The sequence below is a fragment of the Alienimonas californiensis genome (genome assembly GCF_007743815.1).
In the GTDB taxonomy this organism is placed as follows: Bacteria; Planctomycetota; Planctomycetia; order Planctomycetales; family Planctomycetaceae; genus Alienimonas; species Alienimonas californiensis.
This window is the reverse complement of sequence record NZ_CP036265.1, coordinates 4521205-4542989: the sequence shown is the minus strand read 5'-3', so window position 1 is coordinate 4542989 and position 21785 is coordinate 4521205. Positions and strand designations below refer to the sequence as shown.

Annotated in this window: 18 protein-coding genes and 1 tRNA gene; 5 read left to right on the top strand and 14 right to left on the bottom strand. The window is 68.7% G+C overall.

Annotated features, from left to right (window positions below; genetic code table 11):
• Positions 1 to 23: 23 nt before the first annotated feature.
• Together CA12_RS18050 and CA12_RS18045 are read left to right on the top strand one after the other, a co-directional pair.
• Complete coding sequence (locus CA12_RS18050) at positions 24 to 1409, top strand: glucuronate isomerase (protein ID WP_207622037.1); 1386 nt, start codon at positions 24 to 26, stop codon at positions 1407 to 1409.
• A 94-nt stretch (positions 1410 to 1503) separates the two neighbouring features.
• Positions 1504 to 3189 carry a SpoIIE family protein phosphatase gene (locus CA12_RS18045; protein WP_145360383.1) on the top strand — a complete coding sequence of 562 codons (1686 nt, stop codon included), beginning with the start codon at positions 1504 to 1506 and terminating at the stop codon, positions 3187 to 3189.
• A gap of 74 nt (positions 3190 to 3263) precedes the next feature.
• On the opposite strand, the gene CA12_RS18040 is transcribed toward CA12_RS18045, so the two are convergent.
• From CA12_RS18040 to CA12_RS18020, 5 genes are all read right to left on the bottom strand, one after another.
• A tRNA-Glu gene (locus CA12_RS18040) sits at positions 3264 to 3338 on the bottom strand.
• A gap of 155 nt (positions 3339 to 3493) precedes the next feature.
• Complete coding sequence (gene queF, locus CA12_RS18035; protein ID WP_145360382.1) at positions 3494 to 3865, bottom strand: preQ(1) synthase; 372 nt, start codon at positions 3863 to 3865, stop codon at positions 3494 to 3496.
• 110 nt (positions 3866 to 3975) lie between these two features.
• Entirely contained in the window at positions 3976 to 7269 is a 3294-nt protein-coding gene (gene secD / locus CA12_RS18030; protein ID WP_242688007.1) for a protein translocase subunit SecD, read from the bottom strand.
• 291 nt (positions 7270 to 7560) lie between these two features.
• Complete coding sequence (gene tgt, locus CA12_RS18025) at positions 7561 to 8772, bottom strand: tRNA guanosine(34) transglycosylase Tgt (RefSeq protein WP_145360381.1); 1212 nt, start codon at positions 8770 to 8772, stop codon at positions 7561 to 7563.
• A complete protein-coding gene (locus tag CA12_RS18020; RefSeq protein WP_145360380.1) occupies positions 8772 to 9815 on the bottom strand; it encodes a type II secretion system F family protein in 1044 nt (347 codons plus the stop codon). Before CA12_RS18020 ends, tgt begins: the two co-directional genes overlap by 1 nt.
• A 38-nt stretch (positions 9816 to 9853) precedes the next feature.
• On the opposite strand from CA12_RS18020, the gene CA12_RS18015 reads away from it, so the two are divergent.
• Positions 9854 to 10693 carry an enoyl-ACP reductase FabI gene (locus CA12_RS18015; RefSeq protein ID WP_145360379.1) on the top strand — a complete coding sequence of 280 codons (840 nt, stop codon included), beginning with the start codon at positions 9854 to 9856 and terminating at the stop codon, positions 10691 to 10693.
• A 68-nt stretch (positions 10694 to 10761) separates the two neighbouring features.
• On the opposite strand, the gene CA12_RS18010 is transcribed toward CA12_RS18015, so the two are convergent.
• The 7 genes from CA12_RS18010 to gap all read right to left on the bottom strand — a co-directional run bounded on the left by CA12_RS18010 (position 10762) and on the right by gap (position 17299).
• Complete coding sequence (locus CA12_RS18010) at positions 10762 to 11085, bottom strand: DUF6793 family protein (protein ID WP_145360378.1); 324 nt, start codon at positions 11083 to 11085, stop codon at positions 10762 to 10764.
• A gap of 85 nt (positions 11086 to 11170) precedes the next feature.
• Positions 11171 to 11812: a tRNA (adenosine(37)-N6)-threonylcarbamoyltransferase complex dimerization subunit type 1 TsaB gene (gene tsaB / locus CA12_RS18005; protein ID WP_145360377.1), complete on the bottom strand. Its 642-nt coding sequence runs from the start codon at positions 11810 to 11812 to the stop codon at positions 11171 to 11173.
• Positions 11809 to 13860: an ATP-dependent helicase gene (locus CA12_RS18000; RefSeq protein ID WP_145360376.1), complete on the bottom strand. Its 2052-nt coding sequence runs from the start codon at positions 13858 to 13860 to the stop codon at positions 11809 to 11811. Before CA12_RS18000 ends, tsaB begins: the two co-directional genes overlap by 4 nt.
• Positions 13861 to 13970: 110 nt before the next feature.
• A complete protein-coding gene (accD, locus tag CA12_RS17995) occupies positions 13971 to 14849 on the bottom strand; it encodes an acetyl-CoA carboxylase, carboxyltransferase subunit beta (protein WP_145360375.1) in 879 nt (292 codons plus the stop codon).
• Entirely contained in the window at positions 14849 to 15517 is a 669-nt protein-coding gene (locus tag CA12_RS17990; protein WP_145360374.1) for a histidine phosphatase family protein, read from the bottom strand. The genes accD and CA12_RS17990 overlap by 1 nt, the downstream gene beginning before the upstream one ends.
• Positions 15514 to 16209, bottom strand: coding sequence for a ribulose-phosphate 3-epimerase (rpe, locus tag CA12_RS17985; RefSeq protein ID WP_145360373.1), 696 nt, complete (start codon positions 16207 to 16209; stop codon positions 15514 to 15516). Before rpe ends, CA12_RS17990 begins: the two co-directional genes overlap by 4 nt.
• A gap of 70 nt (positions 16210 to 16279) precedes the next feature.
• Positions 16280 to 17299 carry a type I glyceraldehyde-3-phosphate dehydrogenase gene (gene gap, locus CA12_RS17980; RefSeq protein WP_145360372.1) on the bottom strand — a complete coding sequence of 340 codons (1020 nt, stop codon included), beginning with the start codon at positions 17297 to 17299 and terminating at the stop codon, positions 16280 to 16282.
• A gap of 246 nt (positions 17300 to 17545) precedes the next feature.
• On the opposite strand from gap, the gene CA12_RS17975 reads away from it, so the two are divergent.
• Complete coding sequence (locus CA12_RS17975) at positions 17546 to 19039, top strand: purple acid phosphatase family protein (protein ID WP_145360371.1); 1494 nt, start codon at positions 17546 to 17548, stop codon at positions 19037 to 19039.
• Between the two features lie 84 nt (positions 19040 to 19123).
• On the opposite strand, the gene CA12_RS17970 is transcribed toward CA12_RS17975, so the two are convergent.
• On the bottom strand, positions 19124 to 20077 hold the full coding sequence (locus tag CA12_RS17970) for a rhomboid family intramembrane serine protease (protein ID WP_165700844.1): 954 nt from the start codon (positions 20075 to 20077) through the stop codon (positions 19124 to 19126).
• A 58-nt stretch (positions 20078 to 20135) separates the two neighbouring features.
• The gene (locus CA12_RS17965; RefSeq protein WP_145360369.1) at positions 20136 to 21023 is read right to left on the bottom strand and encodes a hypothetical protein; all 888 of its coding nucleotides are present in this window, start codon (positions 21021 to 21023) and stop codon (positions 20136 to 20138) included.
• 307 nt (positions 21024 to 21330) lie between these two features.
• Here CA12_RS17965 and CA12_RS22865 point away from each other — a divergent pair, with 307 nt between their 5' ends.
• Entirely contained in the window at positions 21331 to 21771 is a 441-nt protein-coding gene (locus CA12_RS22865) for a YkgJ family cysteine cluster protein (RefSeq protein WP_242688005.1), read from the top strand.
• Positions 21772 to 21785: the final 14 nt, after the last annotated feature.

Genomic DNA, 21785 nt, shown 5'->3' with positions numbered 1-21785 from the left:
CTCCCCCCTCCGGAGTCGCTCCCGTGCCGAATGAAACTGCTGCCGATCGCATCCTCTCCGGGCTGGAGGCGGCGCCGATCTTGGATCCGCACTCCCACATCAACCCGCACTCGCCCACCAGCGAAAACCTCGCGGACATCCTCGGCTATCACTACTACACGGAACTGGCTCGCTCCGCCGGCCTCGCCAAGGAGCAGATTGAACCGAAGGCCGGTCGGCTCGATCCGAAAGAACTCGTCGCCAACCTCGTGCCGACGCTCGAACGGTTGGACAACACCGTCCAACTCAGCTGGTTCACCGAACTGGCCCAGACCTTCTTCGGTTGGGAGGGCGACCGCCTGACTCGCGACAACTGGGAGGCGCTGTACGACGAATCGGCCAGGCAGATGGCCGAGCCCGGCTACACGGACCGCATTATCAAGCAGACGAACCTCGAAAAGGTCTTCCTGACGAACGACTTCGACGACCCGCTCGCCGACTTCGACACGAACTTCTACGTGCCCTGCCTGCGGACGGACGGTCTCGTCTTCAAGCTGCACACGCCGGAAGTCCGCGAGCGGCTGGCGAAGGCGACGGGGGTCGAGGTGGGCGACGTCGACAGCCTGCGGGCGGCGATTCGCGGTCTATTCGAAAACTTCACTAGCAAGGGCGCCCGGGCCTGTGCGATCTCGCTCCCGCCGTGGTTCGAGCCCCGGATGGAGCCCGACGACGACCACCGGCTGCACGCCCTGTCGCTGCGGATCGCCTTCGGCGATGACGACCTGCGAGACCGGGCGATCGCGGCGTCGGACGACGGCGGCGACGGGGACTTCGATGACGACGCCGCCTGGTTCGGCCTCGTGGACGACGTGGAGGATTACGCGGCGGAGAACCTGTCGCACCTCGTCTTCCGCACCCTCGCCGAGCACTGCCGCGAGTTCGGGCTACCGTTCGATCTGATGATCGGCGTGAACCGAAACGTCTACCCGGCCGGCGTGCATCAGGGTCGGGACCTGTACGACAGCCGGTGCAGCCTTAGTCAGTACGCCGATCTGTTCAACGCCTTCCCGGAGGTGACGTTCCCCGTCAGCGTGCTGGCGCCGACGATGAATCAGGAACTGGTCAGCTACGCCTGGATCTTCCCGAACGTCGTCACCAGTGGGCATTGGTGGTACTCGAACATCCCCGCCCACATCGCCCCGGACCTGCGGGCCCGCTTGCAGGCGGTGCCGGGGGACAAGCAGATCGGGTACTACTCCGACGCCTACAAGCTGGAGTTCGTGCTGCCGAAGTTCGCCATGTACCGCCGCCTGTTGGCGAAGGAACTGGCGGCGGAGTTCTGTGAGGGCCGCGGCTGGAGCGAGGAGCGGACCGTAGAGTTCGGTCTGAAAGTCCTGCGAGGAAACTCCGAACGCCTCTTCGGCGGCTGAGCGTCGGCCCGGAAGTACGGGATGAATCCCGGTACCGGCAGCGGTATCTTCGCGGTCCCGCCGCGGCCCGCTTCGCCCCGCCCCCGACCCGCCGATGCCCAAGCTCGTCCTGCTTCAAGGGGAGACCCCCGACACGCGCCGCATCAGCGGCGAGCGGGCCGTCGTGGGACGACTTCCGGAGGTCGACGTTCAGATCGACAGCAACATGGTCTCCCGCCGCCATGCGATCCTGTCGCGGAAGGGCGGCGACGACGGCCCGTGGACGCTGGAGGACCTGGACAGCGGCAACGGCACGTTTCTGAACGGCAAGCGGATCACGGCGCCGGTCGACCTGAATAACGGCGACCGGCTGAAGTTCGGCCCGGTCCTGGCCCGGTTCGAAGATGACTCGCCGCAGCGCCGGTCGGCACCCAGCCTCGAGTCCGATATCTCGTTCTCGCTGACTGAAGAGGGGCTGGAGAGCGCCACCGTTACCGGCAGCGCCTCGGCCGGCAGCGGGTACGGGCTGTTGGACGTCCGCCCGCAGCAGAAGCTCGAGGCGGTCATCAGTATCGCCCGGGACCTCGCCGCGGCCGCCGCGGCGGACGACGTCGCCGGCCTGCTCCCGCAGGTTCTCCAAACCCTGTTCAACATCTTTCCGGGGGCGGATCGCGGCGTGATCCTGCTCCGCCGGGGGGGCGACCTCAGCGCCGGGTTCTATCCCGCCGCCCAAAAGCAGCGGCAGCAGGGGGAAGACTCCTCCGTCAAAATGAGCCGCACGATCCTGCGGAAGGTCGTCGAGGAGAAGACCGGCTACCTCTCCGCCGACGCCAGCAGCGACAGCGTGTTCGACGCCAGCGAGAGCATCTCCAGCCTGGCGATCCGCTCGATGATGAGCGTGCCGATGCTTTCGCTGGACGGGGACGTCACCGGCGTGATCCACCTCGACACGCAGAACCCGATCACGCAGTTCAAATCCGAGGACCTCGACCTGCTGCAAGCCGTCGCCGGGCAGGCGGCGATGAGCTACGAGAGCCACCGCCTGCTGGTCGCCGCCCTGCAAAAGAAGAAGCAAGACAGCGAAATGCAGATCGCCAAGCAGGTGCAGCGCACCCTGCTCCCGGACGAGATGCCCCAGCACGACGGCTACAGCTTCTTCGCCAGCTACGACGCCGCTCAGGCCGTCGGCGGCGACTACTACGACGCGTTCACCCTGCCCAACGGAAAGATCGCTCTCGCCTTCGGGGACGTCGCCGGCAAGGGCGTGCCGGGCGCTCTCGTGATGGGCCGTATGAGCGCCTGCGTCCAGAGCGTGCTCGCCAACGTGCACGATGCGGGGACGGCGTTCTCCCAGATCAACTCCCACATGTGTCGGAACATGGCGGAGGGTCGGTTCGTCACCTTCGTGCTGGTGCTGCTCGACCCGGAGACCGGCAAGATTGACGTGGTCAACGGCGGCCATATGAGCCCCCTGTTCCGCAGCGCCGACGGCGGCTTTTTCGAGTTCGACGACGAGACCGTGGGCCTGCCGGTGGGGGTGGTCGACGGCTACCCGTTCGAGACCGTCTCCCGCACGATGCAGCCCGGAGAGACGGCGCTGATCATCACCGACGGGGTGGACGAGGCGATGAACCCCTCCGGCGACCTGTTCACCAAGGCACGGGTCAAACAGTTCTTGATGAACGGCCCCGCCGACGCCGCCGAGTTGGGGCGGGCGTTGCTGAAGGAGGTCCGCACCCACGCCGCCGGCCGCGAACAGAACGACGACATCACCATCATGACCTTCGGCCGCAACGCCTGAGCGATCGCGGGGGGCAGAGGTTCTATACGAAAAACGCCCGCGGGCCTCGTGAGAGGCCCGCGGGCGCGGTGCAGTACTCCGTACGGGATTTGAACCCGTGTCTCCGCCGTGAGAGGGCGGTGTCCTGGGCCGGGCTAGACGAACGGAGCGTGCAGCGATCGAACCGAAACCGAGGTCTCGGTCGCTCAGGACGGCCCTACTCTACCCGGACACGGCGGGGGGTCAAACGGTTCGCCGCGAAACCCCGAGCGAACCCCCGCGGTCCCGCCGCATAATCCGGACGACGCCTTCCGGTTCCCGCACTTCAGCGGCCGTCGTGCGTCACCCGGATCACGCTGTGCAGCCCCCCGCGGGGCGTCCACTCGGCGGTCAGCTCCAACGACTTCGGCTCCATCAGCCGGATCAGTTCGTCGGCGATCTGGTTCGTCACCGCCTCGTAGAACGCTCCGTGGTTGCGGAAGCTCTGGTAAAACAGCTTCAAGCTCTTCAACTCGACGCACCGATCCCGCGGCACGAACTTCAGCGTGAGCGTGCCGTAGTCCGGATGGCCGGTCTTCGGGCACACGCTGGTGAACTCCGGGGCGACGTGCGTGATCTCGTAGTCCCGTTCGGGGTACGGGTTCTCAAACGTCTCCAGCAGGTCCGGCCGCGGGCGGTCGTAGAGGAACTCTGACATGGCACGAAAAGTTTCAAGACTAAGAAATCAAGAACCAAACGCGGGGTCGCCGCTCTTGCGGCGATGGTAGACGTGTTGGTTCCTGAAGTCTCGGTCTTGGTCTTTCGAAGTTAGGCGACCCTCGCCGTGGCCGGTTCGCTGACCGGCGGGGAGGTGGCGACGGGCTTGTTCGTGTTGCGGTTCATCAACCACAGCAGGACCGGCGTGGCGATGTACAGCGACGAGTAGGTCCCGATGAGGATGCCGACCACCAGGCAGTAGGCGAACCCGTGGATGCCCTCGCCGCCGAACACGTACAGGATGCCGACCACGATCAGCGTCGTCAGCGAGGTGAGCAGCGTCCGGGAGAGCGTCTGGTTGAGGCTGCGATTGATGATGTCCTTGGACAGCCCCGGGTTCTTGCCGCGGACCTCGCGGATGCGGTCGAACACGACGATCGTGTCGTTCAGGCTGTAGCCGATGACCGTCAGCAGGGCGGCGATCATCGGGAGGTTGATCTTGAACTCCTCCAGCCCCAGCCAGCCGACCGCCGGGCCGGCGTTCAGCCCGCCGACCAGCCAGTTCGCCAGAGCGACGGCGCCGAGCACGAACGTCACGTCGTGCACCAGCGCCGCGACCGCGGCGAGGCCGAAGTCGACCCGCTGAAAACGCAACCAGATATAGGCGACGATCGCCACGAGGCTGGCCAGGATCGCGAAGATCGCCGACCGCTGCATCTCGCCGGCGACGGCGCTGTCGAAGCTGTTCACCTCGTCGAACACCGGGCTCAGCTCCAGGTCGGCCTGCATCACGGCCAGGGCCTCGGCGAACCGTTCGTCCGAGACGGCGCCGGAGGCGATGACGCGGACGGACTGATAGCTGCCCGCCTCCCCTTCCCCGCCGGTCGCTTCGCCCCGCCCGCGGACGGTGTAGGGCGCCTGCGGATCGTCGATGGGCTGCCCCTGCTCCGCGGCGAGTTTCGCGGTGGCGTCGCCGAGTTCCCGCCGCACGGTGGTCGTGCCGATGGGTTCGGAGAAGGTCAGGTTCACGGCCTTGCGGCCGGCGCCGTCCAACGTCTCCACCGCACCGAGGTTCTCCACGGTCACGCGGCGAACGTTGACGGTGCCGGTTGCCGCAAAGGCTTCGGCGACGAGTTGGGCGACGCTCGTGGCGCCGCCGAACGCCGCGGGATCCTCTTCAAGCTGCCGATCCCGCAGGGTCGTACGAACCCGGAACCGCCGGCCTTCCTCGCCGGGGGCGTCGGTGTCCAACTCCAGCCGTTCCACGGAGACGTTCCCGCGGAAGGCCGGCAGACCCTCCAGGTCTTCCCGCACCTCGGCGGCGCTCTCGGACTGATCCAACTGGAACGTGACCATCGTGCCGCCGCGGAAGTCGATATCCAGCAGGTTCGCCCCGCGGACCGCGATCAACCCGATGCCCGCCAGGAGCACCACGCAGGAGACCGTGAAGGCCAGGTTCGCCTTGCTGGCGAAGTCGATGTTGGTGTCCCCGACGAAGGAGAACATCTTGAAGGACTTCACCCAGCGCTTCCGCTCCAGGATGTCGCACAGCAGGCGGCCGAAGTAGAGGGCCGTGAACATGGAGCAGACGATGCCGATAAACAGCGTCACCGCGAAGCCGCGGACCTGGTCGGTGCCGATCAGGAACAGGATCAGGGCGGTAATCAGCGTCGTCACGTTGGCGTCGACGATGGTCGAGAACGCCTTGCCGAAGCCGTTCTGAATGCTCATCCGCAGGCTCGACCCGCGGGCCTGCTCCTCACGGATCCGCTCGAAGATCAGCACGTTGGCGTCCACCGCCATGCCGATCGTCAACACGATGCCCGCCAGGCCCGGCAGGGTGAAGGTCGCCTCGATCAGGCTCATCACGCCCAGCACGAGGATCAGGTTGAGGACCAGGCAGAGGTCCGCCACCAGCCCGAGCCACATGTAGTAAATCGCCATGAACAGCAGCACGACCAAGCCGGCGCCCAGGATGCTGTAGACGGCCTTGCGGACCGTGTCCTCGCCCAGGAGCGGGGAGACGGTGAACTCGCTGACGGGCGTCGGGTCCAGCGGGACTTCCAGGGCGCCCGCGTTGAGGACGTCGACGATCTCGTCGACCTCGGCGGAGGTGAAATCGCCTTCGATCACGCCGCTGCTGGAGATCACGCCGTTGATGCCCGGGGCACTGCGGACCTCTTCGTCCAGCACAACGGCCAGCCGCTTGCGAACGGCGTCGGTGGAGAGGTTCGCGGAGGTGAGGGCCTGGAAGCGGTAGGCGCCCTGCGTGTCGAAGTTGAACGACACCATCGGGCGGCCGCTGTCCGGGTCGCGGGAGTTGCGGGCCCGGGTGAGGAACTTGCCGTCCACCTCTTTGCCCGGCCGCGGCAGCACGGTGAGCACCTGCGCCCGCACGCCGTCGGTGGGCCGCACCTCAATGCCCGCGGGGGGCGTCGCGAGGATCTGGCCGTCCTCGTCCACAAAGCGGAAGGCGTTGATGCCCCGGGTGTTCAGGGCGTCTTCCAGCGAGAGCGACCCGTCCTTGTTCCGCCCGACGTCCTTCCACGCCGCGGCGGGGTTCGGCCCGCGACGCACGACCCGCTCGGTGCCGGACAGGGTCCGGCCGCGTTCGATCAGGTCGCGGTGGTCGGTGGTGTTGGCGAGGATGAGGAACTCCAAGTTCCCCAGCGTGGTGGCAGCCCGGCGGAGGCGCTCCACCTTCTCCGGGTCGGCGCCCGGCACGATCAGCTCGATCCGGTCCTGACCGACGCGGCGGACGGTGACTTCCTCGGTGCCGGAGGGGTTAATGCGCTTGCCAATGGCCCCGACCATCCGGTCCATGATCTCCGGGGTGATCTCCTTGCGATCCGGGCCTTCCGGGCCGAGCTTCTCCTGGTCGACCTGGAACACCATGTTCGTGCCGCCGGCGAGGTCGATGCCGAGCTTCAGGCTGCTGCGGACGCCGTCCATGAAGGTCAGCCCGGCCGCCTGAGCCGCGAAGCCGTTGTAGATGAACGGCGTGAGCCCCAGCGCGGCGAGGAATAGCACGAGGCCGAGCCGCATCGGCACGTCCTTCATCCGCCAGCTCCGGCCGAGCAGGTAGCTGATCAGAAACGGGATGATGAAGACGCAGGCGACCGTCAGGATCGTGATCCACGCCGGCACGACGACCTGGTCGGCCTCGTTGCCCTTGTCCCCGTCCGTCTGGAACTCGCCCTCGTCATTGTCGGCGCCGAGGCCGACCTCCTCGACGGTCGCGGGATCGCCGTCGGCTCCCTCGTCCAGGCCGCCGTCGGTGGTGAACACCGTGCCGTCGGTGATCTCCGGCGTGGGGTCCGGCTGCGGCGGGGCCGCCAGATCTTCCTGAGCCGGGGCGGCGGTCGCCGCGAACAGGCACAGCAGGGCGGCGAGCGCGACCGGCACGAGACGATCGGCGGCGGGCGGCCGGACCGAACGGGAAATGCGCAAGGGGAGCAGCGGCGAAAGCGTCATGTCGGTTCGGTTCGGTCTCGTCCTGAGCCGCCCGCGGGCGGGGGATCGGTCCGCGGAACGCCGCGGGATCCCGTTTTGGCAGCGATGAACATCGGGGTGGGCCACGCCGCGACGTCGATCGGCACGTAACGAACGGCGCGGCCGGCGGGCGGGCCGCGCATGCTAGTTTTCCGGCTTCACCCGAACAACCCGCTCACGATTTCCCCGGTCGCGACGCCCGACTCAGGGGCGTATGGGGACGGCTGTCGGGTCGCCGGGGGGCGGATTCACGGCCGCAACGTTCGCCCCGCCGCCCCACTTTGCCAACTCGGCCGCGACAAAGGCCCTCGCCTCGCCCCGCACGATCGCCGCCCGCAGTTCGGCGAGCAGGCGGTGGTAGAACCGCAGGTTGTGGAGCGAGAGCAGAATCGGCGCCAGCATCTCCCCCGCGAGGAACAGGTGCCGCAGCGTGCCCCGGCTGAAACTCCCCGGCCCGCCCCGTTTGCACGCCGGGCAGTCGCAGGAGAGGTCGATCGGCGAATCGTCCCGGGCGTGGGCGGCGTTCTTGATCTTCAACGTGCCCGCGGAGGTGAACACGCTCCCGTTGCGGCCGTTGCGCGTCGGCATGACGCAGTCGAACAGGTCCACCCCCCGCATCACCGCGTGCAGCAGATCGGTCGGCGTGCCGACGCCCATCAGGTAGCGGGGTTTCTCGACGGGGAGGAACGGCGTGGTCGCCTCCAGCGTGCGATACATCTCTGACGGAGCTTCGCCGACGGAGAGCCCGCCGATGGCGTAGCCGGGGAACTCCAGCGGGAGCAGCCCGCGGGCGCTGCGTTCCCGCATCGCCGGGTCGACGCCGCCCTGCACGATCCCGAACAGCGCCTGCGGATCGCCCCCCGCCGTGCGGCGGTCCCGGGCGTCCCACTGATCGCGGCAGCGCTGCGCCCAGCGGGTGGTGCGGTCCACCGCCGCCTGCATCCGCTCCGGCTCACAAGGCAGCGGGGGGCATTCATCGAGGCACATCATCACGTCGGCGCCCAGTTGGGCCTGCACGTCGACGCTGTCCTCCGGCGTGAGGTCCATCTTCGCCCCGTCAATGTGGGAGGTGAACCGCACCCCCTCCTCCGTCATCGTCGCCAGCGCCGCGAGGCTGAAGACCTGGAACCCGCCGCTGTCGGTGAGGATCGGCCCGTCCCAGGCCATCATTCGGTGCAGCCCGCCGAGTTCAGCCACCACGTCGGCGCCCGGCCGCAGGGCGAGGTGATAGGTGTTCGCCAGAATCTGCGTGGAGCCGATTGCGGCCAGCTGTTCAGGCATCACCCCCTTCACCGACCCGGCAGTGCCGACCGGCATGAAGGCGGGCGTCGGCACGGCGCCGTGCGGCGTGCTCCACGTGCCGGCCCGGGCGGCGCCGTCGGTCGCGGCGAGATCGAATGCGAACGGATCAGACATCAAAACGCGTCGAGGTTCCCGCTGGCGGCCGCGTCCAGCATGCTCAAATATCGGAAAATGATACTGAAAATTAGGAAGATGATGAACCCGGCGACCAGCGACCAGACCAGCCACCCCACCGCCGCGGAAAGGACCGTGAGGCTGCGGCGGGCGTCGGCTTCGAGGTCCGGGCTGATCCGGTCCAGCATCTCCGGCACGCTGCCGGACGCCTCCGCGACGTCGACCATCGACAGGTATTGCGCCGGAAATAGATGGGTGGAGGCGAGAGCCTCGGTCAGTTCCCCGCCGGCGCTGATCTCCGCCCACACCTGCGGGGCGGCCGCGGCGTAGGCGCCGTTCTCCGTGGCGTTGAGGCTCGCGGTCAGCGAGTTCCGCACGTCCATGCCCGCGTTCTGCGTCAGGGCGAAGGCCCAGCTGAACCGGGCGAGGGCGAAGTTCTGCAGGCACCCCCCGATCACCGGGACTCGCAGCAACGCCGCGTCCACCGAGCGGCGCCACCGCAGCGATTGTTTGCCCAGTTGGTACAGCAACACGCCCCCGCCGACGAGCGCCCCCGCCGTGCCGAACCAGATCGCGGCGCCCGTCCCGCCGATCAGGCCGAGGCCGAGCGTATCCGTTTCGCCGTCGCCGATCTGGCCGAGCAGCCAGATCACGAAGCCGATCACCAGCACCGCGACCGCTAGCTGAAAAATCGGCCAAGCGATCTGAGCGAGAAACGCCTTCTTCAACCGGAGCAGGTTGTCGTAGTGGTCGGCGAGGCTGCGGAGCACCTCCGGAAGGTGGCCGGTGCCCTCGGCGATCTGTACCAGTTCGAGGAACAGGCGGGGAAAGGCCCCCTCCGTGCCGGCGAAGGCGACGTGCAGCTCCTCGCCCCGCTTCACCCCGGACGTCACCTCGGCGAGCCGCTTCGAGAGGCGGTGATCCCCCGACTTCGATCCCGCCACTGACAGGGCCTTCGTCAGCGTGACGCCGCTGTCCAGCAACGTCGCCAGCGAACGGCACAGCCGGGCGAGCGTGGCGAGCGGGAGTCGGCGCGAGAACATCGGTCGCATGGTAACGCCGCCGGGCCCACAATCCGCCCATGACCGCCGAGAACGCCGCCGCTTCGCCCCCGCTCGACTTCCTCCAATTGGCCGGCAAGCCTGTGCTGGTTACGGGGGTCGCGAACAAAAAGAGCGTCGGCTGGCACACGGCGAAACTGCTGGCGGACGCCGGGGCCGAGGTGAAGCTCGCCGTGCACACCGCGGAGCGCCGCGAGAAGGTGCGGAAGTTCTGCGGCGACATGACGGTCTTCGTCTGCGACGTGGCCGATCAGGACTCGATCGACCAACTGGCGACGGACCTCGCCGACGATCTGCGGGCGACCCCGCTGGCCGGGCTGGTGCACAGCGTGGCCTTCGCGGACTACTCCGCCGGCTGGCTGCCCTTCCACGAGACCCCCCGGGCGGCGTTCCTGCAGGCCGTGGATATTTCCTGCTTCTCGCTGACGGCCCTGTCGAACGCCCTGTCGGACCGGCTGGACCCGGAGAGCGGCAGTGTGGTGACGATCAGCATCTCGACCACCCGCATGGCCGCCGAGAACTACGGCTACATGGCCCCGGTGAAGGCGGCGCTGGACTCCTCCGTCTGCTTCCTCGCCAAGAGTTTTTCACGGTTCTCGAAGGTGCGGTTCAACGCGGTCGGGCCGGGCCTGTTGAAGACGCAAAGCTCCGCCGGCATTCCCGGCTACCTCGACAGCTACCTGTTCGCCGAACGGGCCACGCTGCGGCGTGAGGCCGTGACGACGCCGGAGGTGGCGAACGGGGTCGCGTTCCTGCTCAGTCCCCGCTCCAGCGGGATCAACGCCCAGCACCTGACGATCGACGCCGGCATGGGCGTGAACTACTTCGACGCGGACCTCGTGCGCGACGCGGTCTCGTAGGGTCCGCTGTGCGGACCGTTCCTCAGAGAGCCGGATCGTTTCAAACGGTCCGCAGAGCGGACCCTACGTCACCACCCAAGGCTCATGTTCGTTTCGATCGCCCGCTGGGCCTCGTGCAGGTCGGTGCCGGTGTCCAGCATGTAGAGCCGGATCGCGTGCAGCTTGTCGCCGGCGGCGCGGGCGAGGCACTCGCGGGCGTTGGTGTCCGGGGCCGCGGCGCCGCGGATGCCCAGCAGACCCTTGGAGATGACCCACACGTCGCGCGGGCGGCGGGCGACCCGCAGCACGTCCTCTTCCGGGTAGTGCTCCCGGGCGACTTCGCGGGCGGCTTCCTCGGTGTCCGCCTCAGAAATCATAATGTGCGCGGAGGTCTCGATTTCGTACAGAGCCATCGGATCACCGGCGGGGAAAGGCGGGGCTTGGGAAGAATGTACCCCCGGCGGGCACCCCGCCCAAGTCGGAGAGCGGCCGTTCTGCTTATCTCGGCTCGGAGTCGGCCGTTTCTTCGGCGCTGCTGCGCCGGACGTACAGCGGCACGAGTGCGAAGGGATCGTCCCGCAGCCCGGCCCGCCAACGCTCCAAACCGACGGTCAGCGTGGTGCGGGCGTCCGCGGCCCCGCCCGGGTCCTGCCCCACGCGGAGCAGTTCGCCCGGCCCCTCCACCGACGAAACCAGCCGCGGCCCGTCCGCGATCGGCAGTTCGCCAAGGCCGGCGGTCGAAACCTCCGTCAGATAGAAGTCGCCCCGCAGGGCGTCGCTGACGATCCGCAACCGCGTCCCCGGCGGATCGCGCCGCTGCACGAGGCGTTCCAGGGCGAGGTGCGAGGGTACCCCCACCGCGTCGCAGCCGGCGGCGAAGGCCAGTGTTTTCGCGAAGGTGACGGCCAACCGCAGCCCGGTGAAACTGCCGGGGCCGAGGGTCACGCAGACCAACCCCACGTCCGCCAGCCGCAGGCCATGCCGTTCGCAGAGGGCGACCGCCTCCGGGATCAGCACCCGCCCGTTCCGCCGGCCGCGGGAGTCGAGCGGGGCTAACTTCGGTTCGGTCCCGGGAACGGCGAGGCAGAGCGACGTCGTCCGCCCGGCGGCGTCCACGGCGAGCGTGATGGGATCGCTCATCGCCGGTTCCGCGTGTGGGTCACCTTGGCCGACCGGCCGCTGCCCTTGGCCCGGCGGGGGACGAAGACCTTCGGCTTGCTCTCCTCCTTCGGCGGGCCGGGCCACTGCTTGCCGCTCATCTCGGCGAGGAACCGGCTCGGGTGGCAGGGCTTCGTCCGGCCGCGGGCGCGGCGGCCGAGGCAGTAGGAAAGCGTGAGGTAGTCCCGCGCCCGGGTCAGGCCGACGTAGCACAGCCGGCGCTCCTCCTCCATCGCCGCCCGCGTGCCCAGTTCCACGCTCCGCTTGTGGGGCAACACGCCCTCCTCCAGGCCGACGAGGTACACCCGCGGGAACTCCAGCCCCTTGGCGGAGTGCAGCGTCATCAACACGACCGCCTTGCCGGGGCCCTCCTCTTTCTTGTCCTCCACCTCCCGCTCGCCGAGCGTGGTCTCCTGCAGATAGCCGGCCAGCGTCGGCGTCTTCGCCTCAGCGTAGTAAGACCGGATCGAATCCAGGACCGCTTCGACGCCGCCGCTGCGGGCGATCCGTTCCTGCGGGTTGTCGTAGCGGCGGTCGATCTCGGATTCGTAGTCGACCCGCTCCAGCAGGCTGGCGGCGACGCCGGAGAGGTCGCGGGACGTGGCCGCCTTCCGGCGAAACTCCGCCAGCAGCGAGCGGAACCCCCGCAGAGCCGTCGCCGTCTTCGGATTGATCTCGCCGCGGCCGATGCGGGCCTCGGCGGCGTCCCAGAAGGAGGCGCCGGTCCGGACGGCTTCGTCCAGCGTGTCCTTGACCGTCGTCTGCCCGATGCCCCGAGGCGGGACGTTCACGATCCGCAGCAGCGCCCGGTCGTCCCGCTCGGACTCCACCGCCCGCAGGAGGGAGAGGACGTCCTTCACCTCTTTCCGGTCGAAAAAGCTCTGCCCGCCGACGACTTCGTACGGGATCTGCCGCTTGCGGAGGTGTTCTTCGAACGGCCGCGTCTGGTCGGCGGTGCGGTGCAGGATGGCGACGTCGCCCGGGTTCACGCCCCGCTGCTTGGTGAGGAAGTCGATCTCCAGGACGGTCTGCTCCGCTTCGACGTCCGCGTCCTGGTAGGGCGTGACCTTCACCGGGTTCGTCACCCGCCGGGCCGGGGTGAGCGTCTTTTTGTGCCGGTCCTTGTTGAACGTGACGAGGCGGTTGGACCACTCGATCACCGGGGCGGCGCAGCGGTAGTTCTCCTCCAGCCGAATCACCTTCGCCCCGGGAAAGTGCGAGGCGAAGTGCAGGATGTGCTCCACGTCCGCGCCGCGCCAGCCGTAGATCGACTGATCGTCGTCGCCCACCACGCAGAGGTTGCGGTGCCCGTCGACGAGGGCCTTCAGCACGCCGAACTGGACGCCGTTTGTGTCCTGATACTCGTCCACCTGGACGAAATCGAAGCGGCCGGCGTGGTACGCCAGCCGATCGGGCCGTTCTCGGAACAGGCGGAGGACGAGGAGAAGTAGATCGTCGAAGTCGACCCCGCCCTCGGCCCGCAGTTTGTCGGCGTATTTGCGGTAGGCGAGGGCCGCGAGGAAGTCGCGGTCGTCCTCCACTGCCCCGACGGCCTCCGCCGGCGAGAGGCCGGCCGTTTTCCATTTGCTGATCCGGGCCAGCAGATCGCCCGGCTTCAGGGCTCCGTCGGCCAGCTTCACCTCCCGGAGCACCCCGCGGGCGGCGCTTTCCTGATCGCCGCGGTCGAAGATGGCGAACCGCTCCGGCAGACCGACGTGGGCCGTCTCCTGTCGCAGAATCCGCAGGCAGAGCGCGTGAAAGGTGCTGATGACCGGCGTCGCCTCGCCCCGCCGCCGCTTGCGGCCGGGGTGCAGGATCGCGGCGGCCCGCTCCCGCATCTCCTTCGCTGCCTTGTTCGTGAAGGTGACCGACAGCGTGCGATCCGCCGACGTGCCGCCGCGGACCAACTCCGCGAGGCGGTGCGTGATCACCCGCGTCTTGCCGGTGCCCGCCCCGGCGAGCACCAGCAGCGGCCCCTCCCGGTGTCGCACGGCCTCGCGCTGCGGGGGATTCAGTCCGTCGAGGCTCAAGCGGTACGGTCCGGGGTTCTAGGCGAGCGGTGGGCGTGAGCCCTCCGTGTCTTCGGAAGCGAGCGAGCACACGGAGGGCTCACGCCCACCGCTCGCCGACAGAGCCCATCCTACCGGGAGCAGTAGTCGATCAACCGCGCGACTTCGCCGCGGAGGTCGGGGCGGCTGACGATGCGGTCGACGAAGCCGTGTTCCAGCAGGAACTCGCTCGTCTGGAAGCCGTCCGGCAACTTCTGTTTGACAGTCGCTTCCACGACCCGCGGGCCGGCGAAACCGATCAGGGCCTTCGGTTCGGCCAGCACCACGTCGCCGAGGCTGGCGAAACTGGCGGCGACGCCGCCCATCGTCGGGTTGGTCAGTACAGACAGGAACAGCCCGCCGGCCTCGTGGAAGCGGGCGAGGGCGGCGCAGGTCTTGCCCATCTGCATCAGGCTGAAGATGCCCTCGTGCATGCGGGCCCCGCCGCCGGAGCCGCTGACGATCGCCAGCGGGAGCTTTTGTTCGGTCGCCCGTTCGATGGCCCGCGTCAGCTTTTCGCCGACGACCGAACCCATCGAGCCCATGATGAAGGCCGAATCGGTGATCGCCAGCGCCAGCGGACGACCGCGGAGGTAGCCGCGGCCGGAGACGCAGGCCTCCGGCATGCCGGTCCGCTTCTGCTCGGCGACGAGCCGCTCCGCGTACGGTTTGCGGTCGGAGAAACCGAGCGGATCGACGGGCCGCAGGTTCTCGTCCCACTCCTCGAAGCTGTCGGCGTCGAGCAGGTGGGCGATGCGGTCGCGGGCGGAGATGTAGAAGTGGTGATCGCACTCCGGGCACAGGCCCTGGCGTTCGTCGACCAGCTTGCGGAATACCGTCTGCCCGCAACCGGGGCAGCGGACCCACACGCCCTCCGGCACGCCGCGCTTTTTGGGCGGGTCGTTCCCGTTGCGCTGGGCGCCGGCGCCGTGCGGGGGCACGGGATCCGTGGGGGGGCGGTCTTCAGTCATCAGGATTCGGTCGTCGCCCCGTCTTTGGCCAGTGGCGCCCCCGCGCGATCGGAGACGGAGGCCACGTCTTCGCTGCTGAGGCTCGACACGGCCGCCTCCTCCCGCACGGTGCCTTCGGTACTGACGACCGTCACGCTCCCGCAGCGCCGGGGCTGCCCAAGCGGGCCGTCAAACTCGACCTCTTCGCCCAGCACGACGCTTTCGATCAGCGTGGCGAGGGGGTCGGCCGCGACGATGCCGAACGCCCGCCCTTTTTTCAACGGTTTCGCCAACGCCCGACGCACCCGTTCCAAGGCTTCGCCGACGCTCTCCCCGTCCGGCGGGCAGACGCTTTCCGGCTCGTCGTGCCACCGGCGGGCCAGCTTGGGATACCGGCGCCGCACGTCCTCGACGGTCAGGCCCTCCCACAAACCCTGATCGAGATTGCAGAGGTCCTCCGTCACTTTGACCGGCAGGTCGAGGCGCTCGCCGAGTTGCTCAGCCGTCGCGGCGACGTTCCCCCCCGCCCCGCGAAGCAGGTAGGAGAGGTGCAGTCCGCGGAGCGCGTCGACCAGTTCGACGTTCTGCGCCTCGCCGGCCGCGTTGAGGGGCAGGTCAAGCCGACCGGCGATGCGGCTTTGCGCGTCGTAGTCGGTGCACCCGGGGCGAATGACGGCGACCTCGGTCATCGCGTCGCCCCGGCTGCGGTTTTGGCGAGATCCTGCACGGCGGAGGCGTAGTCCTCGCGGCCGAACACGCTGGAACCGCACACAAAGTAGGACGCCCCCGCGGCGGACGCCGCGGCAATCGTGTCTCCCGCGACGCCCCCGTCCACGCCGACGATCGCGTCCGGCGCCTGGGCGGCCGTCGCGGCGATCTTTTCGTTGGAGCCGGGCAGGTAGCTCTGCCCGCCGAAGCCGGGGTTCACGCTCATCACGAGGCAGAGGTCGAACCGCCCCTCGATCTCCGCCAACCGTTCGACCGGCGTCTCAGGGTTCAGACAGACCCCGGCCGCAACGCCGGCGTCGCGAATGCGATCCAGCAGTTCGGGAGAGAAATCGTCCGCCTCCACGTGCACCGTGACGAGGTCGCAGCCGGCCTTGAGGTACTCATCGAGATACCGGCCCGGCGCGCTGACCATCAGGTGGGCGTCGAAGACCGCGTCGGTGCGCTCGCGCAGGTCGGCGATCACCATCGCCCCGTAAGAGAGGTTCGGCACGAAATGGCCGTCCATCACGTCCCAGTGCAGGGCCTTCGCCCCGGCGGCGTCCAGCAGGTCGACCTCGTCCGCCAGCCGGGCGAAGTCGCATTTCAACATGGAGGGGGCGATCACGGGAGCGTTCTCCCGCAGCACGCCCAACGCTCGTTCTCGCCGTGTCATTCTGCTCTGCTCGAGGAGAAACGAATAACGCCGAGGCCCCACGGGGCCTCGGCGTTACCAAAGTTCTGGATCAGAGCGAGGCGATCTTGGCGATGATGTCGGCGGTCCGGTTGGAGTAGCCGAACTCGTTGTCGTACCAGCCCATGATCTTCACCATCGACGGGCCGATGGCGAGGGTGAACTCGCCGTCGAAGATGCAGGAATGCGGGTCGCCGACGATGTCCGAGGAGACGATCGGGTCTTCGGTGTAGGCCATGATGCCCTTCAGCGAGCCTTCGCTGGCAGCCTTCATCGCGGCGTTGATGTCGTCGGCGGAGGCCGTCTTCTTCAGCGTGGCGGTCAGGTCGGTGACGCTGCCGCAGGGCACCGGCACCCGCAGGGCGAAGCCGGTCAGCTTGCCGTTGACGGAGGGAATAACCTGTCCGACGGCCTTCGCGGCGCCGGTGGTCGTCGGGATGATATTGAGGGCGGCGGCCCGGGCGCGGTGCAGGTCCTTGTGGATCTGGTCCGCGACGTTCTGGTCGTTGGTGTAGGCGTGAATGGTCGTCATCAGCCCGTACTCCAGGCCGAACTCTTCCTCCAGCACCTTCACCATCGGGGCCAGGCAGTTCGTGGTGCAGCTCGCGTTGGAGATGCACTTGTCGCCGGCTTCGAGCTGGTCGTCGTTGACGCCCATCACGATCGTGCGGTCGATATTGTCCTTAGCCGGCTGGCTCAGCACGACCTTCTTGGCGCCGGCGTCGAGGTGGCTGTCGTAGCCAGGCTTCGACTCGGTCTTCCTGTTGGCGAAGATGCCGGTGGACTCGAGCGCGACCTCGCAGCCGACCTTGTCCCACGGCAGGTCGGCGGGGTTACGCTCGCTGAAGACCGGGATCTTCTTGCCGTTGACGATCAGGCCCTCGGCGTCGGATTCGACCGTGCCGGGGAACCGGCCGTGCACGCTGTCGTACTTCAGCAGGATCGCCAACGCGTGATTGTCGGCGAGGTCGTTGATCCCGACGATCTCGAATTCTTCCGGCCGGGCGGCCATCGCCCGGAAGGAGATGCGACCGATCCGTCCGAACCCGTTGATGCCGACTTTAACCGCCACGAAACGTCTCGCTTTAGAAGTATTGAACTGTAGTTGATGTGCGTCGGGGAGCCCGGAACGCGGGCGCAGAGTCTCCGCCGACGGCGGGCGAATCGTACGGGCGGGGCGCCGGTCTCACAACCGAGCGGTCCGGCCGCACCCCGCCGCGGGCGGCGACGGAGGCGGGGAACGTGAAGGGTTGATGAAGCCGGTCGGCGAACCGTTCGCGGGCTGGCGTCCGGTCGGCCCGGTCGCACAATCTCCGCCATGTCCATCCGCACTGCTTTCGCCGCGGCCGTGCTCGCCGCGCCCGCCCTCGCCCTCGCCCACCCCCCCGGGGAGCACGGCGCCCACCTGCACGTCGACGACCTGCCCCGCCCGAAGGAGCAAGCCGCCGAAATCACGCACCGCCCGACGGCGATGCCGGATCGCGTGGTGCTCACCTGGGTTCACGACCCGGCCACCACGCAGGCCGTCACCTGGCGGACCGACGCCGACGTCGACGAGGCCTTCGCGCAGTTCACGTTGGCGACCCGCGGTCCGCAGTTCGTCGATCGTGAGGACCGCATGAAAGCGAACCCGGATCTCGTCTCCGTCGTGTCGGCCGAGACGACGACGTACCGGACCGAACTGTCCGAGGCGAACTACCACACCGCGGAGCTCACCAGCCTGACCCCCGCCACGAAGTACGTCTACCGGGTGGGCGACGGCACGAACTGGAGCGAGTGGAGCCATTTCACGACCGCCGCCGCGACGCCGGAGCCATTCTCCTTCATCTACGTCGGCGACGCCCAGAACGACGTGTTCAGCCTGTGGAGCCGGGTGATTCGGCAGGCCTTTGTCGACGAGCCGAAAGCGGCCTTCACGCTGCACGCCGGCGACCTCATCGACAAGGCCGAGGCCGACGACGAATGGGGCGGCTGGTTCGACGCCGCCGGGTTCATCAACCGCGGCACCCCCGTGCTCGCCACCCCCGGCAACCACGAGTACTACACCGAGGACAAGTCCGTCAGCGACCACTGGCGGCCGACGTTCGCCTTCCCGGAAAACGGTCCGGACGTCCCCGGGCTGGAGGAGACCGTCTGGTACCTGGATTACCAGGGGGTGCGGTTCGTCAGCCTGAACTCCAACGAAAAGACGGAGGAACAGGTCCCCTGGCTGCGGGAAACGCTGGCGTCCAACCCCCACCGCTGGACGGTCGTGACGTTCCACCACCCGCTCTACAACTCGAAGGAGGGGCGGGACAATCCGGACCTGCGAAACGCCTGGCAGCCGCTCTTCGACGAGTTCGGCGTCGATCTGGTCCTGCAGGGGCACGACCACACCTACGCCCGCAGCAAGCTGGTCACCGCCGCCGACAACGCGATCGAGAAGAACGTCGCGGCCAGCGACGAGGCCGACGTCCGCAGCCAATCGGCGGCAGCCGCCCCGGAGGCCGCCGCGAAGATCGATCGGGACGTCCGGAACGTCCCCGAGGGCGCGACCCGCGTCTCGGAGGCCGGCACGGTGTACGTCGTCAGCGTCAGCGGGCCGAAGATGTATGATCTGGGCGACCGCCCGCTGTTCCGCCGCACCGGCGCCGACACGCAGCTCTATCAGATCGTCCGCATCGAGGGGAACACCCTGCGGTACGACGCCTACACCGCGACCGGCGCCCTGTTCGACGGCTTCACGCTGACGAAGAACCCTGAGGGGCCGAACACGCTGATCGAAGACGCCGCCGACGACGTCGCCGTCCCGGTGAACGCCGGCAACCGGTAAGCCGTGAGCCCGGAGCGCAAGCTCCGGCCGTCGGCGCAGGAGCTTGCTCAACGCTGAACCCGCCGGGGGCTTCAGCGGTTCGCCCTATCCCCGTTCGCGTTTGGCCCGGGCCCGCTCGCTGTAGAGCTTCAGGGTCGCCCGCTCCCTGCGGGTGAGGCTCGATTCGCCGCTGGCGTGCAGCTTGGCGAGCACGGCGTCGGCCCGGCGTTCGAGGTCGTCCCCGTCGCCGTCATCCTCGGCCGCGTCGGGACGATGAATGCGGACCTTCGGGCCGGCGCCCACGGAGCGTTTCAAGCCGGAGAAGGTGAACCGCGGCAGCCGGCCGGTCACTCGGTCCAGGCCCCCCTCGAAGTTCCACTGCAGCTTGTAGTAGGCCCAGCCCAGCAGCAGGCCGCCGAAGTGGGCGCCGTGGGCGACGCCGTCGGCGGCGACCCGCCCCGCGCCGATGCGGCTCAGGACGGCGAAGGTCTCGATCACGCCGTAGACCGTGGCGATCAGCCACAGGGGGACCGTAATGAAGATGAGGCTGATCGGCCGGTGCGGGTCCCACAGGGCGGACAGCATGATCACGCCCATCACCGCGCCGCTGGCCCCCACGCAGGTGGCGGTCGCCGCGCCGGCCCCCGGGCTGAACGCGGGGATCAGTTCCAACGCCGAAAACACCAGCCCGCCGGACAGCAGCGCCGCCAGGTAGAACAGCACGAATTCCCGCGAGCCCACCCGCGATTCGACCGACTGCCCCAGTCCCCACAGCCAAAGCATGTTGAAGACGATGTGCAGCAGCTGGCCTTCGTCGTGCAGGAACCCGTAGGTGACCAGCCGCCAGACCTGTCCCAGCGCCAGGAAGGACGGATCAAGGCCGAACAGGCCGCGCAGCGGCGGCTCGCCGTAGATCTGCGGCGCCCGCTGGGTGAGGAGTTGCAGCACGAAGATCGCCGCACAGATGGCGATGATCGCCTTTACCGCGCGGTTGCCGCCGCCGAGAAACACCCGCCTCGACGGACTGCCCCAGGCGTAGTCGCGGTCCTCGAATCCCATCGGTGCGGCGCAGAAAGAAGGGGCGTCGGTCCGCCGTTCGAGGGACCCCCCGTCGGGGTCAGTCCCCGCTGGCGGTCCGCGGCGGGGCGGCGGTCGGCAGGCGGCCGGCGAGATCGACGTTCTCCGCCAACGCCGCCCGCAGCTCGTCGCTCGCATTCTTGACCGCCCGACGCAGGCGGTCCAGTTCGAGCAGCGCCTCGGCCCGTTCGAGTTCCTCGGCGGTCGCCGTGGCGATCAGACCGGCCCGGATCTCCGGGGCGTCGGAGATCTCCGGGGCGTTCGGATCGCCCAGCAGCGCCCGCTCCCGGATCGCAAGGGTGTCCTGGGCGTCGGTCAATTCCTGCTGCTGGCGGGTCAGGATGTTGTTCTGGCGGTTCGTCAGCAGTTCGCGGCGTTCCACCAGCCCGGTGTCCAGTTCGACGAAGCGGGCGGCCCGCGACGCCGGCACGTCCAGCCGCACCCGCCAGTCGCCGTTGCCGACCGGCCAGGTCTGCGGCTCGCCCGGCTGCACGGCGAAGGTCGGCGCCAACTGGGCCTGCCGCTCCGCGGCCTGCTGCACGAAGAAGGGGCCGACGTAAACGGTCTCGTCGCCGTTGCCGGTGGGGGCGAACAGGTGCACGATCGGACCGGAGCCGTCCGCCGAGGCGGTCAGGCCGTCCTGCGTGCCGATGTCGAGGGTCACGTTTCCCTGGGCGTCCGGAGCCGGGTTCGGGCTCGACAGCACCTGGCCGAAGCCGGCGTTGGCGGCCCGCAGATCGTTCCGCAGTGCCAGTTCACGGGAGCGAAGGGCGGGCAGGCCCTCCTCCGCCTGCGTCGCGGCTTCTTCCGCGGCCTTGGCGGCGGCGGTCCAGGAGGCCTGCGTATCGAGCGCCCGCACCGCAAGGTAGAAGGCGCCCAGCCCCCCGATCACCAGCAGACTGCTGCAGACGATGCGGAAGATCTTCACGGCGGCGAATTCCAGGACGGGGCGGACGCGGGCGACGGACGCGGGAGTGTACGCCGCGAGACGCGGCGCCAGACCGCCAAGGCTAAGTTGCGGCGCGCGCGGCGGTCAAACAGAATCGGCTGCGGAGGGGGGCTCCGTCGCCCCCGACCGCCGCGGATCGCCAGAACCGGCGCCGTCCGCCGCTCGCCCCCCGCACGACCGCCCCACCCGGCCCCGTACGCGCCCCGCCCGGCCCCGCAGGGTCGTCCGAATCCGCCCGGCTCCCCTCGCCGGCCCCCCCCGTCGGCTCTCACCGCCCCGTCCCGCGTTGCCTGCCCCGTTCACTCCGCCCGCCCCCCTGCCCCGGGCCGAGTTCCCGCCCGGGACCGAGGCCTGCGATCACTGCACCGGCCGGTGCTGCGGGTACTTCGCCCTGCCCATCGAAACGCCGGAGTCCCACCGCCAGTTCGACTTCATCCGGTGGTATCTGCTGCACGGGAACTGCTCAATCTTCGTTGAGGACGACGTCTGGTTCCTCACGGTTCACGGCAACTGCGAACACCTCCAGCCCGACTACCGCTGCGGCATCTACGAAACCCGCCCGGACATCTGCCAAGGGTACTCGAACGAGACCTGCGAATACGACGGCGACGGCCGGCACGATCGCCTGTTTGAGTGCGCCGAGCAGATCGCCGAGTACGCCGAGGCCGTGCTGCCGCCCCGCAAACGCCCCGCGAACCCGCCGGACCTGCTGCCGGTCCTGAACTGACCCGCCCCGAACAC